This is a genomic window from Acinetobacter sp. 1294596 (assembly GCF_000582925.1).
Classification (GTDB): Bacteria; Pseudomonadota; Gammaproteobacteria; order Pseudomonadales; family Moraxellaceae; genus Acinetobacter; species Acinetobacter radioresistens.
The window spans coordinates 17,887-32,828 of the sequence record NZ_JFCC01000036.1 but is presented as its reverse complement, the minus strand read 5'-3'; the positions used below and the strand labels follow the sequence as shown (position 1 = coordinate 32,828).

At 40.5% G+C, this 14,942-nt stretch carries 13 protein-coding genes and 1 tRNA gene; 4 read left to right on the top strand and 10 right to left on the bottom strand.

The features are described 5' to 3' along the window. The first annotated feature begins 94 nt into the window (after positions 1-94). The gene (locus J502_RS12030) at positions 95-532 is read left to right on the top strand and encodes an META domain-containing protein (RefSeq protein WP_005014993.1); all 438 of its coding nucleotides are present in this window, start codon (positions 95-97) and stop codon (positions 530-532) included. A 155-nt stretch (positions 533-687) separates the two neighbouring features. On the opposite strand, the gene J502_RS12025 is transcribed toward J502_RS12030, so the two are convergent. From J502_RS12025 to efp, 7 genes are all read right to left on the bottom strand, one after another. Next, positions 688-764 (bottom strand) — tRNA-Val (locus J502_RS12025). Positions 765-789: 25 nt separating this feature from the next. Continuing rightward, positions 790-2,796, bottom strand: a complete 2,007-nt coding sequence (locus J502_RS12020; RefSeq protein WP_005014994.1) for a transglutaminase TgpA family protein — start codon at positions 2,794-2,796, stop codon at positions 790-792. A gap of 2 nt (positions 2,797-2,798) precedes the next feature. After that, on the bottom strand, positions 2,799-3,707 hold the full coding sequence (locus J502_RS12015; RefSeq protein WP_005014995.1) for a DUF58 domain-containing protein: 909 nt from the start codon (positions 3,705-3,707) through the stop codon (positions 2,799-2,801). A gap of 11 nt (positions 3,708-3,718) precedes the next feature. Next, a complete protein-coding gene (locus tag J502_RS12010) occupies positions 3,719-4,678 on the bottom strand; it encodes an AAA family ATPase (RefSeq protein ID WP_005014996.1) in 960 nt (319 codons plus the stop codon). A gap of 79 nt (positions 4,679-4,757) precedes the next feature. Continuing rightward, positions 4,758-5,060 (bottom strand): YbdD/YjiX family protein, encoded by a 303-nt coding sequence (locus J502_RS12005; RefSeq protein WP_005014997.1) that lies wholly within the window; start codon positions 5,058-5,060, stop codon positions 4,758-4,760. Further along, positions 5,060-7,165, bottom strand: coding sequence for a carbon starvation CstA family protein (locus J502_RS12000; protein WP_005014998.1), 2,106 nt, complete (start codon positions 7,163-7,165; stop codon positions 5,060-5,062). The genes J502_RS12005 and J502_RS12000 overlap by 1 nt, the downstream gene beginning before the upstream one ends. Positions 7,166-7,345: 180 nt before the next feature. Next, positions 7,346-7,915, bottom strand: coding sequence for an elongation factor P (gene efp / locus J502_RS11995; RefSeq protein ID WP_005015000.1), 570 nt, complete (start codon positions 7,913-7,915; stop codon positions 7,346-7,348). Between the two features lie 70 nt (positions 7,916-7,985). Between efp and epmB the strand changes: the two genes are divergently transcribed. The 3 genes from epmB to J502_RS11980 are packed head-to-tail and all read left to right on the top strand — an operon-like array spanning position 7,986 to position 12,889. Next, entirely contained in the window at positions 7,986-9,002 is a 1,017-nt protein-coding gene (gene epmB / locus J502_RS11990; protein WP_034684252.1) for an EF-P beta-lysylation protein EpmB, read from the top strand. Positions 9,003-9,017: 15 nt separating this feature from the next. After that, positions 9,018-10,772: a cyclic-di-GMP receptor FimW-related protein gene (locus tag J502_RS11985; protein ID WP_005015002.1), complete on the top strand. Its 1,755-nt coding sequence runs from the start codon at positions 9,018-9,020 to the stop codon at positions 10,770-10,772. Continuing rightward, entirely contained in the window at positions 10,754-12,889 is a 2,136-nt protein-coding gene (locus tag J502_RS11980) for an EAL domain-containing protein (protein WP_034684250.1), read from the top strand. Before J502_RS11985 ends, J502_RS11980 begins: the two co-directional genes overlap by 19 nt. 59 nt (positions 12,890-12,948) lie before the next feature. Here the strand turns inward: J502_RS11980 and rpmE are convergent, their stop codons facing one another. The 3 genes from rpmE to gloA form a co-directional block, all read right to left on the bottom strand. After that, positions 12,949-13,173, bottom strand: coding sequence for a 50S ribosomal protein L31 (rpmE, locus tag J502_RS11975; RefSeq protein WP_005015004.1), 225 nt, complete (start codon positions 13,171-13,173; stop codon positions 12,949-12,951). Between the two features lie 204 nt (positions 13,174-13,377). Then, on the bottom strand, positions 13,378-14,379 hold the full coding sequence (locus J502_RS11970; RefSeq protein WP_005015007.1) for a bile acid:sodium symporter family protein: 1,002 nt from the start codon (positions 14,377-14,379) through the stop codon (positions 13,378-13,380). A gap of 159 nt (positions 14,380-14,538) precedes the next feature. After that, the gene (gene gloA / locus J502_RS11965; protein WP_005015008.1) at positions 14,539-14,940 is read right to left on the bottom strand and encodes a lactoylglutathione lyase; all 402 of its coding nucleotides are present in this window, start codon (positions 14,938-14,940) and stop codon (positions 14,539-14,541) included. Positions 14,941-14,942: the final 2 nt, after the last annotated feature.

Genomic DNA, 14,942 nt, shown 5'->3' with positions numbered 1-14,942 from the left:
ATAAAAAGTAATTTACCTCTGTACTTAGTTAAATTTGTTCTATGCTATAATAGTTAACCTAAGAATATAATTTAAAGTTTTATAGGAGAAAAAATTGATAAAACAACTTTTTATAGCCTCTAGCATTGCATCCACTTTAGCTTTTGCCGGTTGTGCTACTATGAACAACCCATCTACTGACCGCAACTTGGCTTTATTACAAAACAAGACTTGGATAGTAACTCAGATCAATGATGTAAAATATAAGGCTGATCCTCAGCAATCTGATGTTCCAAGTTTAACTTTTGATAATACTCAACTTAGCGGAACTGATGGCTGTAACCGTCTTATGGGAGGCTATGCAGTGAAAGGTACACAAATTACTTTCTCAGAAATAGCCAAAACACGAAGAGCGTGTTTAAGCCCTACAAATTTACCAGATAAATTTACTAATGCTTTGAATCAGGTTACTGAATATAAGGTGAGTGAAACTGAGCTAAAACTGATGAACAGCAACAAGAATACAGTGCTTGAATTTAAAACTCAGCGTTAATATAAAAAGTCCTCACTATGAGGACTTTTTTACGTTCTATATCTATGACAGCGCATATAAAATTAAAAATATTTTATTTTATGAAGGCCAGATATTAAAAAAGGCTTCAAGTACTTGTATTTCCTTGAAACCTTTACACCATAAGGTGTCATATTTGGTAGGCATATCCAGACTCGAACTGGAGACCTCTACGATGTCAACGTAGCGCTCTAACCAACTGAGCTATACGCCTAAGTGTTTTGCATCATATGCATTTTTTATTTTTCTGACAAGTTTTTTTTATTCAGCTTTAAAGCAAATGCACAGTCTTTAAGCAATTTCTTAAACATTTTAAGATTCTCTGGCGTGTCCTGTTGCATGAACCGAATTTTCTGGTCAAGTTGAGCTAGTTCATAAAAAGAACTTGTGTCATTACTGTATTGAGCCAATCTTATCATCCACTGTTGAAAAGTCTCATAAGAGTACTTATGCAGTTCAACGGGAAGATTTTTAGTAAATTTTCTTATAGAACGTTCATAAGGGGTCATTTTTTGTAGATTTTGACGATACTGTATCAACAAGTAGATTAGAACCAGCATCACAATACTAATAAATAAAATCAGAATATAGCTATAAATAGATTTTAAACCTAAACGTGCAAGCCAGTTTTTTTGTTTATCAGTATCATATCCTACGACCTTGCTTTGCCATTGATAGGAAGCATAATCACTCCATACCCGAATATTTTTAAGCAAGGCAAACTGTTGATATTGCAAGCCAGAACGGTGATTATTGCCTAGTGTAGAAGGCTCCTGTTCCAGATAGTCTTGCATGCCCGACCCTACCCGTTCTGGTGCTACCGCAGCTGTTGCATCAACTCGATGCCACTGGCCATTTAAATAGACTTCCGACCACGCATGAGCATCCATCTGCCGCACCTCCCAGCTTTGTCCATCTGGAGCCGGCTGTCCTCCCTGATACCCGACTACTACCCGGGCAGGAATACCGGCATAGCGCATCAACATTGTAAAACTACCTGCATAATGCTCACAGAAACCCTGCCGGGACTTAAACAGGAATTCATCCACTCTGTCTTGCCCAAGACGGCCTGGACTTAAAGTATAGACAAAGCCATTGCGACGATACCAGTTCAATACATTCTCTACATACCGAACAGGTTGCTGATCACTCTGTTTAAATAAATTGCTGGCTAACTGCCGGGTCCGGGGGTCAGTGCTACTGGGTACTTTCAGGTTTATAGCCTGAACTGTATCCGAATACTGGGGTGCTACCGTCTGGGCTGACTGTCCCAACCATTGCAGTCGAATGGGCTGTGCACCCTGATTTGGACGGGTTGGAGTAATACTCCAGTCTTGATGTAACTGGAAGTTCGCCTGTAAAGGAATAGACTTTTCAAGCGATACTACCCATTGCTGTTGTGAGTCAGCAGGCAGATACTGGTAATCTAGCCCGTCAGTTATATGAAGAGATGGCAATGTCTTAGGTTGCTGATTAATAAAATGGCTAGTCCAAGTCTGTCCATCAAATTCATCCAGCACCATCGCGCGCCAGTACAGCTGCTCACGCTCAGGTAGTTTCTGTATATTGCCTAAAATCCGGAATGCCAGCGCACTGGATTGAGAAATCTGGGCGATATCTCCTGGTGACATCCGGTCACTTATACCGGTGGTGGCACGATCAGTCTGTAATGGTACTGACCAGAGTGGAGGCAACCGTGGAAAAAAAATAAATAGTACTATAAAAAATGGTATGGCATAGAGAATCAGCTTAGTTACATGCTGAAAGTCCTTTCTTAAACGGCCTTTAACCTGTTCTTGTTGAAAATCACTTATCTGAATCCGGTACAGCCCGATCAAGCAGCTGATGAGTGAACATAAGATCAGGATAGCCATCCCGATGTTTTGGCTATAAAGGAACAGGCTGGCGCTTACAAATAGTGCAAAGTTAAAAATAATCAGATAATCACGCCGAGTTCGAGTCTCTAAAGCTTTACCATACAGGCCCACTGCTAATAGTGTTACCCCTGCTTCTACACCGATGAAACTCCGATACTGCCAGTAAATCGCAGCAAAGCTCAATAGAACAAAAATGACCTGAAAAATTTTAGACTGTTTTTTATGGAGATTTTTATGATATTGCCATGCCAAGCTTATTATTACACAAGCAAATAGAAGGCTGTTCATTATAGGAGTGAAAGCCAGTTGTGCCAGCCAGATCAGCCCGATAGCCAGTAGCATGGCGCCATGAACAGGTCGATTTAACATAGTTAAGCCTGCGCCAGTAATTTTTGTGCTTTCTGAAATTGAGCTTCACCTGATCCAGTGGCCAGCTCATCCTGCGGTAAAACCAAACGATAAGGGCATTGTTGCTGTTCGCATTGATCTACCAGTCCCATCATTAAACTCAGTTTTTCTTCATGCTCTGAACTTGGCATATGCTCATAGCAAATTTCTATCTTATTCTGCTCGGGATAGCTTTCAAATACCTTGATATAGAGGCCCTGACCTCGAGCAGCCTGCTTCCATGACACCGCATGGTAAGAGTCACCCGTTTTAAAATCACGCAGTTCTTGAAATTCATCCATATCCTGTGCCTGTTGTAATGCGTTTTGTGCAGCATTCTCAGCTTTAAAATCTAAAGCCTGAGGGGCAATCCAGCTCATTTGTTCCAGATAAAGATAGGTCCAGGCACGAACCAATCCGAAAGGATAAGTAGAATATATCTGTAGGCGCTGTAAATGTAATGCTCCGCGTTCTTCTGGCCACACCAGTAAGTGAAAACGCTGCTGTTTATGCTGCACTAGAACTGGAATAATTTGCTTTGCATAATACAGGTTTAAATAACGTACAATCTCTCGCTCCTGATAAAAAATAATCTCTATCTGCATGGCTTGGCCTACCCGGCCGACTTCAGGCACAATCACTTCTATTTTGAGTTGATGCAACTGTTTAAAAGCAAGATAAAAACTGATACAAAGTACAGCACTGATTAAAAAGCAGAAACCCAGTATCAGGTTATTGGCATAATTAACTCCGGCAATAAAAGTAATCAGTATGAGAACCAAATACAGGTAACCCTGCTGATACATAAAGACCAGTATATCCCGCTGCTTGAGCTTTTTTTGCCCATCAATCCGGAAACGCTTGGCAAGCCAGCCCTGGATATGTTTCTGCAAATGGTGTGCTCCTAACTAACCGCCACACTTTGCAGAAGTTTATAGCTTTCTGCATCAGTAGTTCCGAGACGATGAGAAACCACGGCATTAAATACGGCCTGTACATCATCTGTAGTCGCATAACTGCGCTTTTCTAACAGAGCATAGGCCTGCGTAGCTTTTTTTAAGGCCAATATTCCGCGGGTAGATAACCCATGTCGGCCTTTACGGGTCATTTCAGCCAAATCCAGAATATAATCCAGCACTACATCACTTAAATAAATATTACGTGCCAGTTGTTGAAGATTCAGAATATCCTGCTGGCTAAAGACATGCTCAATTGTTGATATTAATGCCTGACGCGAGTCCTGTTGTAACAGAATCCTTTCTGCCTGGCGCGATGGATAGCCCAAGGATAATCGCATTAAAAAACGGTCCAGCTGGGACTCTGGCAAGGTATAAGTTCCACTCTGGAATAAAGGGTTTTGTGTAGCAATCACCCAAAATGGCTGAGGTAAAGCATGTCGGACACCGTCTACTGTGACACAACCTTCCTCCATGGCCTCCAGCAAGGCACTCTGTGTTTTCGGACTACAACGGTTAATCTCATCAGCCAGTAAAATCTGGGTAAAAACCGGTCCTGGTTTAAACTCAAAAATATGTTCAGCCTGATTAAATATATTAATTCCAATTACATCACTGGCCAACATGTCATTGGTAAACTGTATGCGCTGAAATCTTAAACCGGCAATATGCGCTAATGCACTCGATAAAGTAGTTTTACCTAATCCGGGCAAGTCTTCAAACAGGACATGCCCACCTGCTAGCAAACAACTTAAGGCCAATTTGGTTTGCTGCGGTTTATCCAGAATAATGGTATTGATCTGCTGTAAAAAGCTGTCTATTTGTGAGGCATACTCTCCTATCTGCCTGGCTAGTTTTTCATTCTGTTGATCCTTTTCATTCTTTTGAAGCCTGTTGGTTCCCCACATCCCCTTCCTTCCTGAATAAAAAAACGGTGTATATTTAACATACACCGTTTTTATGTTTTTCTAAGTTACTAAATTATTACTAACATGGACATTTTTTTAAATCTCCCCCTGCCGATGGATAACGTGAATCTACACAGTGGCGATAAAATGTTTTAGCGTCCATTGCTTCAAGATCTGGATGGTGCTGTTTCATGTGTTCTAAATAAGTCTGATAATCAGGCACCCCTACCATCAGGCGAAAACTTTGTTGCAAACGTTGCCATAAAGTCGCGATACGTGACCAGTTCTTTGGAGAGAAAATCAGATGCTTTTGCGACAAAAGTGTAAACTTGATTATCTTTGCCAGAACAGTCGTACTATTTTTTGCAAGCTTCAATTTCATTAAGACTCTCCTCTGACCGAAGTTACAGGCGCTGTCTCATCACGATATACCGCGGGTGCTTCATTTACTGTCGGTGTTGGGCTAGCCAAAGCACGACGTACTACACGGATAGATGCAATGACCATCACGATTGCCACAATCATAAAGAAACCGCAGAGGACCGCATTAATCTGATTCGACATGACAATCATCTGCATCTCAGCAATACTTTTTGCCGGAGCCAGAATCTCATTACGAGCAATTGCATCAGAGAAGCGATTAGCCTGCGCCAAGAAACCAATTTTCGGATTTTCGTGGAAGATTTTTTGCCAGCCTGCTGTCATTGCAGTAATGAAAAGAAAAATAGTAGGCAAAATCGTGACCCAAACATATTTTTCTTTCTTCATTTTGAAAAGGATGACTGTACCTAAGATCAGTGCCATTGCTGCCAGAATCTGGTTACCAATACCAAATAATGGCCACAAGCTGTTAATACCGCCTAGCGGATCGACAACGCCCTGATATACAAAGAAGCCCCAACCGGCTACAGCTACCGCAGTCCCCAGCAGGTTTCCAAAGAAATTATGAGACTGTTTTACAGCCGGAATTACAATACCTACTGTATCCTGTACCATAAAACGGCAGGCACGTGTACCGGCATCGACTGCTGTCAGGATGAATAAAGCCTCAAACAGAATAGCAAAATGATACCAGAATGACATCATGGCACGGCTGTTAAAGATTTCGGAAATAATATGAGCCATACCAATTGCGAATGTTGGCGCTCCCCCTGTACGGGACAAGATCGTAGTTTCTCCTACCTCTTTTGCGAGCAGTGCTAATGCTTCGGGTGTCACAACAAAGCCCAGATTACGTACAGCTTCTGCTGCACTTTCAACTGTTGTACCCAAAACAGCAGCTGGAGCATTAATTGCAAAATATACTCCTGGTTCTAGTACCGTTGCACAGATCATGGCCATGATCGCAACAAAAGATTCCATCAACATACCGCCATAACCGATCATGCGGATATGAACTTCATTTTCAACCAGCTTTGGTGTGGTACCTGAAGAAACGAGCGCGTGAAAACCTGAAATTGCACCACAGGCAATAGTAATAAACAGAAATGGAAAGAGCGAACCGGCAAATACAGGCCCAGTACCATCAATAAAGTGAGTTACAGCAGGCATTTTTAGTTCTGGCAAGGCAAAAATAATACCAACAGCCAGCCCGACAATTACCCCAATTTTCAAGAAGGTCGATAGATAGTCACGTGGTGCAAGCAACAGCCATACTGGCAGTACTGAAGCCACAAAACCATAAATAATCAGACACCAGGTCAACTGAGTACCTGAAAGTGTAAAAAATGGCCCCCAGTATGGATGTGCAGCAATATTTCCTCCATACACAATGGCTAGCATCATCAGAATGAAACCAATCACTGAGACTTCTGCAATCTTGCCCGGGCGTATATAGCGCATGTAAATGCCCATGAAAATTGCAATAGGAATAGTAGCCGCAATACTGAATACCCCCCAAGGACTATTCGTTAAAGCCTTGACTACGACCAGCGCCAGTACTGCCAAAATGATAATCATCACCCCAAGTGCGCCCAGCATTACAATCACACCGGCAAAAGATCCAAGCTCCTGTTTTGCCATTTCCCCCAGTGAGCGTCCATCTCGCCGGGTAGAAATAAACAGGACCAGAAAATCCTGTACAGCCCCAGCCAGTACTACACCAGCCAGCAACCAGATCGTTCCGGGCAAGTACCCCATCTGGGCTGCCAGAATCGGTCCTACCAAAGGTCCCGCACCGGCAATTGCAGCAAAATGATGGCCAAAAAGTACATATTTATTGGTTGGGACATAATCCAGGCCATCGGTCATCCGATAAGCTGGAGTGAGCCGTCTGGCATTAAGCTCAAACACCTTGTTGGCTATAAACAGGCTATAAAAACGATAAGCTATACTATAGACACAGGCAGCAGCAAGCACTAACCAGACTGCATTAACATGTTCACCACGACTGACAGCAAGTATCCCGAAAGATATTGCCCCGATAATTGCTACAATCACCCAGATCAATTTTGAAAAGGGGGATGACTTAGTTTGAATTGATTCCATCTTGACCTCGTATTTCAATTATTTAAGCAGGTTAGTTATTGTTATTCATCGTGCTACTTTCCCTTTGCAAATTTCCTTTTTTGACTCTACTCCTCATCTTTTTGTTTTCATCTAATACTTTGGCATTAAAAAAGGGATGATCATGATCATCCCTTTTGATAATAGTCTATTTTTAAACCATTATGCACGTTCTAAGTATTCACCAGTACGGGTATCTACACGAACACTTTCTTCTTGCTGTACAAATAATGGAACACGTACTACTGCACCAGTTTCCAGTTTTGCCGGCTTACCGCCACCACCAGAGGTATCACCACGTACACCCGGATCAGTTTCAATAATCTTTAAGGTTACGAAGTTTGGTGCACTTACGTTTAAAGGTACACCATTAAACAGCATAATTGTACAGGTTTCATTTGAATCATCTTTTAACCATTTTGCTGCATCGCCCATAGCGTTTTTATCAGCAGCAATCTGTTCAAAAGATTCAGGGTCCATGAAATGCCACATTTCACCATCGTTGTACAAGTAGTTCATTTCTACTTCTACAATATCGGCGCCTTCGAGTGAATCACCTGACTTGAATGTTTTTTCTAATACTTTGCCCGTTTTCAGGTTACGCAGTTTAACGCGGTTAAACGCCTGCCCCTTACCCGGTTTTACGTATTCGTTTTCCATGATTGAACATGGGTTGCCATCAAGCATAACTTTGAGGCCTGATTTGAAATCATTTGTAGAATAATTGGCCATGACTGGCACGCTCCAAACTTACTAACTTAAATCTATTAATGCTAGACTAGCATTATTTTTAACGTGTGGCATGATAAACTATTTATATCAAGAGCAAAACTGGCAATCACAACTCAGTGACCTAATTACTGACCCGCTAGAATTGTTACACGCGCTTCAGCTTTCACCCGAACAGTTATTATCAGGGGCAGTTCTGGCTTCTGAAAAGTTTAAATTACGCGTACCGCGCGCATTTGTTGCAAAAATGTGCATTGGTGACCCTCTTGATCCTCTTTTGCTGCAAGTCTTGCCACATCATCTTGAACTAGAGGATTTTCCAGGATTTGTTACTGATCCTTTAGGTGAAGAGGCAGCCAATCTCTTACCTGGTGTTTTGCATAAATATAAAACACGTTTCCTGCTTACTTTAACAGGTGCCTGTGCAGTTCATTGCCGCTACTGCTTTCGACGTCACTTCCCCTATCAGGAAAATTTACCTAAAAATGAAGACTGGCCAGCAATTAAAAATTATATTTTAAGTCAACCTGAGGTTCATGAAATTATTTTAAGTGGTGGTGATCCACTGACTTTATCCAACCGTAAACTCGGCTTATGGCTGGAAAGGCTTGAGTCTATTTCCCAGATTGATACGCTTAGAATACATTCACGTGTGCCGATTGTGATTCCAGACCGTATTGATCATGAGTTAATTTCTCTTTTGGAAAACAGTAGGCTACGTATTATACTGGTGGTACACTCTAACCATGCTTCAGAACTCGATGACTTCACCTGTTCAAAATTGCATGAACTGGCACGTCGTCAGGTCACTGTGCTCAATCAGGCCGTTTTACTTAAGGGTATTAATGATTCTGCGGAAGTATTAATCAATTTAAGTTATAGACTGTTCGAGGCACGGGTTATGCCTTATTATTTACATGTGCTGGATAAAGTTAAGGGGGCCCATCACTTTGACTTGCCTTCTTCAAAGATTGATGAAGTTTATAAAGAGGTCCTAGCAAGTCTGCCAGGTTATTTAGTACCTAAACTGGTTAGGGAGATTGCAGGTGAGAAGAATAAGACACCGCTGTTTGGGACTATAACAATTTGAGTTTCTATAATAAGTATGATGAATAGTACATTTTCAGAAATATTTCATTCCCCCAATGTTCTTGATAGGGAAAAACTTAGCTTTGCACCTGCTACAGTGAAAGATCTGGAAATGTGGGCAGGTAATCTGTCTTTCATGCAGCTTGGTGACACCTCTAAGTCCCTATTTCATGCCGTACTCGAAATCTCTCACTTAAAATGTAGTGAAACACTCAGATTTGACCTGATTCATAGTTTGCATCCTACCATAGATAAAGTACTGACCAGCTTAGAAAAACATTTTTTTAATCAGGGCCCTATCAGTACTGACCGTAATGAGCATATTATTGAACTGGCTATGCTACTACGCTGTCACTTTGCAGGAGTTTATATTAATATTGCGCGTTCTGCGCACGAGCAGCTCGCTCACCAAAAATTTTCTCTTTTTGCTTTTAACCAGAAAAAAAACTTATCTATAGCTCGAACATTGGCAATTTATTATGCCCTGCAACAACTTGTTAGCCTACTGTATCAACAGCAAATACTTTATAGTCACTATTTTACCGGTCAATGGCTCATTGCTCATCAACTGTATGATATTGCTTTAAAAAATGATTTTCATATGAACAATATTAACCAGATACAGGGCACTCAAAATATTTTAGCCAATATTAATCAGACCTATGCCCAGCTGATCTTACTGGACATTTTTAATGCCCATCAAATTCGGCCCTCTGAAATTCAGTCACTTTATCAATGCAGTTTTGACTGGGCCAAGCTGATCCAAATTCTACCTAGAGCAACGACTCTTACCAAATATGTTGTAGATTGCAATAAAGACTACCCACCAATTCACCAGAAAAAACAGAATCCGGATTTTGAACCCAGTTTTTTTATTACTACTCAGGAATTGCTGGAACACATCAATGCGACTTTTGGAAGAACGCCAGAATTTTTATCAAAACATGAACAGAAAAATTTAAGTTTGGCACTCAAATTCCATGTACAAACCATTTTAGGCAGCACGACAGAACGCCGTCATGACCGCTATCAATATTCTGCACAGCTAGATATCTGTTTTAGTTTATTGTCCGCACATTTCTATCTTTCAAAAGCCAAGACTTTTAATGAAACATTAATGCTGGAAAATAATTATGGCTTTCAAAGTGAATCAAAATTATTATTAAACTGGGATAAAGATACGCCTGATACTCTTCCCCAGGTCAATTCTAGCCGGCTATTGGATCGAGAAGCCAAACAGCTTTATCAGACCAGCGTGCTTGATGTCAGCTTAAATGGTTACCGAATTAAATGGAAAGGTGAAACCCCAAAAAATTTACGCACAGGCGAATTTATACTGGTTAAGGAAGAAACCCAAGAGAAATGGCGAGGTGGAGTCATTCGCTGGATTAAGCAGTCTACCAATAAAAGCCTGGAACTTGGACTGGAAATTTTGGCACAAGAGATGTATCCGTGCGCAGTTCGAATGCAGATTGATCTTCATACAATTAATTATCATCCTGCTTTACTTATTCAAAAGGCCGTCTTTCAGCAGCAGGTCACCCTTATTTTACCAGGTTCACAAACCTTTAAAGAACACCAAACTATTTACTTGCGCTTGGGCCAGGAAGAAATCAAAATTTGTCTTACCAAGGCATTGTTGATTACCCAAAGCTTTATCCAGTTCAATTTTGAGTTGATTAACGAGCAGCAACAGGGGTTACTCGATCAGTTTATGGATAAACAGGCGCAAGAATTAAATAAACAAGATTTATGGGAAGCATTGAAGTGAGAAACCCGCTACTCTCCAAAAAATTTAAACGTACTGAAACGCGTCTACTCATTATTGATGATAATCAGATCCGTTATAACCAGATTATAGAGATTTTTGCTCAGCAAGATCATCTTGTACAGGCGGTGCTGTTGGATGACTTAAAAAGTTTTGAAAAGCAGCTTCATCTGGATTGGGATCTGATTATTTTCGGCCGGGCCTATGATCTTAAAGTTGAACAGGCTCTTTCAATCGTACAGGCATCAACCCAGCCAAGTTTACCGGTGCTCCTTATAAAGCCTGATCAATATGAACCGGCACAATATAATCACTATATATATAAAGGTATCTATGATGTCATTAACTTAGATTTTCCAGAACGTTTTTATATAGGGCTGGTACGGGCACTTTCATATTACCGACTGGTACAGGCTCAACAGCGTTTAAGTATTGAACTTGAGATGGCCCAGAATCAGGCCCAGACCCTGGTTCAGGAAAGTCATAAAGCTGTTGCCATTATTCAGGAAGGAATTCATATTCAGGCAAATAATGAATACCTGAATTTATTCGGCTTGGAAAAAGAAGATGAAGTTATTGGATTACCTCTTTTAGATATATTACAGCCTGAAGATCTGAATGATTTTAAACAGCGTTTTAAAAAAATCAGTCAGGGGCAGTTTGATCAGGGGCATTTCGAAATACGCACTCTAAACAGTCAGGTTGCCTGTTCATCCGCACTTGAACTTGAATTTGTATCTGCTGCAGAGGAAGACGCTCTACAAATTAGAATTAATTGTGACTCAAGTAATTCTAATACCGTGCTCTCTAATAATAGCTCACCCCAGATATCAGAGAAAAACTCAAGTTCAGTTAACCCTTTCCAGCTGGTCAACCGTTATTTAATTAGCCAACCTGCAAAATTTAATGCTCTGGTGGTATTTAGTCTGGCCACCTGTTCTGATCAGATTTTCAAGAGTGACTGGAATACTTTAAAAACTTACTTTTTGAATATTGAAGACTTTATTAGAGAGCAAACTCATACGCTGGTCTTTAAAGTTCATACCATATTATATGGTGCCCTGTTCCAAGCAGAATCTGAAGAAATATTAGAATCTCAGTTAATGAGTCTGCGCGCCCTCGAAAAAGCCCAGCTTCTGACAGTTAATGATGTGAATTTCTCTTTGCAACTACAAATTGGTTATACACTCATTCCAGATGAAATTCGGGACAATGATCATTTCGAAAAGCTTCTGGAGTATGCATTTAATCATCACCTGCCTGAGCTGGAACATGAGCCTGAACTAGAATTAACTGCTCCGCTTGAAGTTGAGCCGGCTCCGGTACCTGAAGTTCCAGAAACCGCTCTGAGCGCAGCCATTTCTACCCCTTCACTGGTACAAGTATTGGCCCAGAAACTCCAGCAGGCAGATATTCATTTAAGATATCAACAGCTTTATGATAAGCAAGATATCAATCTTTATACTTATGAAGTTACCAGCGGTATTATATATGAAAATCGCTGGCAAGAATTTTCCGGTTTAGCTGACCTACAAGGAAACAATGAGCTTTCAATCAAACTTGATCGCTGGGTACTGGTAGAAGCCTGTAAACAATTACATAATTTTATTCGCCAATACCCTGACGCCAGACTGATTGTTAACTTGAATCAGCATATTTTATTTAATGACTCACAGCTTCCTGAATTGGTGGCTAAACTTATTACCATTATTGGTAGTAAACAGTCCCATCCACTTATTTTGCAATTTGCTGAGGAAGAAATTCTTTACAATTTACCGGCAGCACAAAAGCAGATTGCGCTATTACATCAATATGGTGCAGAGATCTCAATCCGGAATTTTGGAAATTCTATTTATAGTGAATCATTACTAAATCAGATAGAGCTACAGTATGTCACCTTAGCTCAACAGTTAACACAATTGATTTCTAATGATAAAGAACTAGGCAACCTGCAAGAAAAAATTATCAATTTCCTGGCAATTAAGCCCATTGAAATTATTTTGCGTGAACTTGATGACATGAACCTGTTTGCCAATGCATGGAATATTGAAGCACGTTATTTGGAAGGTAATTATTTCCAGAAAAAACTGGAATTCTTAACTGATGTACAGGATCAGTAATTCAGGCTGTTGTTTTCAAGCGTAAAAAAACGGGCTTAATGCCCGTTTTTTTTCTAGTATTAACGTTTGATAGAACGTGACATACCAGCGAAACGTTGTTTGAACTTGTCAATACGACCGCCAGTGTCAACATTCTTCTGCTTACCAGTATAAAATGGATGACAAGCTGAGCAAACGTCCAGATAAAGAGTTTCTTTACCTAAAGCAGAACGAGTTTCGATTACGTTACCACAAGAACAGGTAGCAACAAGTTTTTCATATTTTGGGTGAATATCGGCGCGCATCGTCGATTACTCCTAAGTAAAGAAAGGTTTTGCTGTCATCGCAATTGACCACTCTCAAATCATTTGAGGAAGGCCGGGCTTAATAAAAACCACAGCAGATCAACACCACAACAGACCATTCTCTTGGCCCACCGAGACGGTTTCCGTCAGGGCTAAGCACAACAAGTGGCCAGTATTATAAATTAAAAATTAATTTATAGCGAATTATTCTGCCGCCTCTTCACCCATATATTCCTCAGTGTCCTGTTTAGACCAATAATTAGCAATTACGCCGCAGACCATAAGTTGAATCTGATGAAAAATCATAATCGGTAGAACAATCATGCCAAGTGGCTGCCCTGCAAACAGAATCTGTGCCATGGGTACACCACTAGCCAAGGTCTTCTTTGAACCGCAAAAAAATACTGCAATCTGGTCTGGTCTGTTGAATCCCAGCCATTTAGGAATATACCAAGCCAACAACATAATCACTGTCAGAAACACTGAACATATTAAAGTCAGGTTAAATAGAGTCAGCCAGCTTACCTGTTGCCAGAGACCTGTTACAACAGCACCACTAAATGCGCCATAGACCACCATTAAAATAGTGCCCTGATCAAAAGTTTTTACAATGCTTGGCGCTTTCTGCATAAGGGGAAAAACATAAGGCCTTAATAACTGTCCCGCAATAAATGGAACAAGGAGTAATAAAGTAATTTCTATAATGGATGAAGTCGGATCATAATCATGTTTGGATTGTCCAAAAATAAAAAGACTGACAAGAACCGGAGTAATAAACATACCCACTAGATTTGAAAATGAAGCACTACATACTGCCGCCGCAACATTGCCTTTGGCAACTGAAGTAAAAGCGATTGAAGATTGAACTGTAGATGGCAAAAAGCACATAAACAGAAAACCCAAGTATAGTTGCTCACCAAGCATCGGAAGTAGCACAGGTTTGGCTAATAGGCCAATGATAGGAAATAGAGCAAACGTAAAAGCAAAAACCACTACATGCAATTTCCAGTGCAATATACCTTCAACAATTGCCTGGCGTGATAATTTTGCTCCATGCAGAAAAAATAAAATGGCAATCGCTATATTGGTAATAACCCCGAAGACTTTAGCTGGCTCACCACTTACTGGTAAAAAAGTTGCCAGTATAACCATTACAATCAGCAATATAGTAAAGCGGTCCAATGCCAGTAATTTTAATATATTCATAATCAACATCCTGTTTTTTTATAGGCTGAAAATTAATAATAGAAAAGCCCAGTCAGATGATTTTACCCTTAGGTAAAGTTTCATCTTACTGAGCGTAATTATTTAAGCTAGTGTTTAGCTAAAATGTTCGGTATTTTCTTTGAACACTTAGTCTTTTACTTAATTGTTTCTGGCATTGTCGTCCTGTTGAATTAGCTCAATCTTATAACCATCTGGGTCTTCAACAAAGGCAATTACGGTAACTCCGCCTTTCATCGGTCCAGCTTCACGAACCACATTACCACCACGTGCTTTAATTTCCTCACATGCCTTGTAGGCATCTTCTACTGCAATGGCGATATGACCGTAAGCATTGCCCAATTCATAACTTTCTGTATCCCAATTGTGGGTTAACTCAAGTACTGTATGGTTTGCTTCATCACCATATCCTACAAATGCCAGAGTAAAGCGGCCCTCTTCATAATCACGTTTACGAAGTAAAGTCATACCGAGCACTTCAGTATAGAACTTGAGAGACTGTTCTAAATTGCCTACTCGTAACATGGTATGCAGCATGCGCATGA

What these genes read in the sequence shown, in the direction of transcription:
- J502_RS12020 (WP_005014994.1), bottom strand. Translation starts at nt 2,796, where the DNA reads ATGTTAAATCGACCTGTTCATGGCGCCATGCTACTGGCTATCGGGCTG.
- J502_RS12010 (WP_005014996.1), bottom strand. Translation starts at nt 4,678, where the DNA reads ATGTGGGGAACCAACAGGCTTCAAAAGAATGAAAAGGATCAACAGAAT.
- J502_RS12005 (WP_005014997.1), bottom strand. Translation starts at nt 5,060, where the DNA reads ATGAAATTGAAGCTTGCAAAAAATAGTACGACTGTTCTGGCAAAGATA.
- J502_RS12000 (WP_005014998.1), bottom strand. Translation starts at nt 7,165, where the DNA reads ATGGAATCAATTCAAACTAAGTCATCCCCCTTTTCAAAATTGATCTGG.
- efp (WP_005015000.1), bottom strand. Translation starts at nt 7,915, where the DNA reads ATGGCCAATTATTCTACAAATGATTTCAAATCAGGCCTCAAAGTTATG.
- epmB (WP_034684252.1), top strand. Translation starts at nt 7,986, where the DNA reads ATGATAAACTATTTATATCAAGAGCAAAACTGGCAATCACAACTCAGT.
- J502_RS11985 (WP_005015002.1), top strand. Translation starts at nt 9,018, where the DNA reads ATGATGAATAGTACATTTTCAGAAATATTTCATTCCCCCAATGTTCTT.
- J502_RS11980 (WP_034684250.1), top strand. Translation starts at nt 10,754, where the DNA reads ATGGGAAGCATTGAAGTGAGAAACCCGCTACTCTCCAAAAAATTTAAA.
- rpmE (WP_005015004.1), bottom strand. Translation starts at nt 13,173, where the DNA reads ATGCGCGCCGATATTCACCCAAAATATGAAAAACTTGTTGCTACCTGT.
- J502_RS11970 (WP_005015007.1), bottom strand. Translation starts at nt 14,379, where the DNA reads ATGAATATATTAAAATTACTGGCATTGGACCGCTTTACTATATTGCTG.
- gloA (WP_005015008.1), bottom strand. Translation starts at nt 14,940, where the DNA reads ATGCGCATGCTGCATACCATGTTACGAGTAGGCAATTTAGAACAGTCT.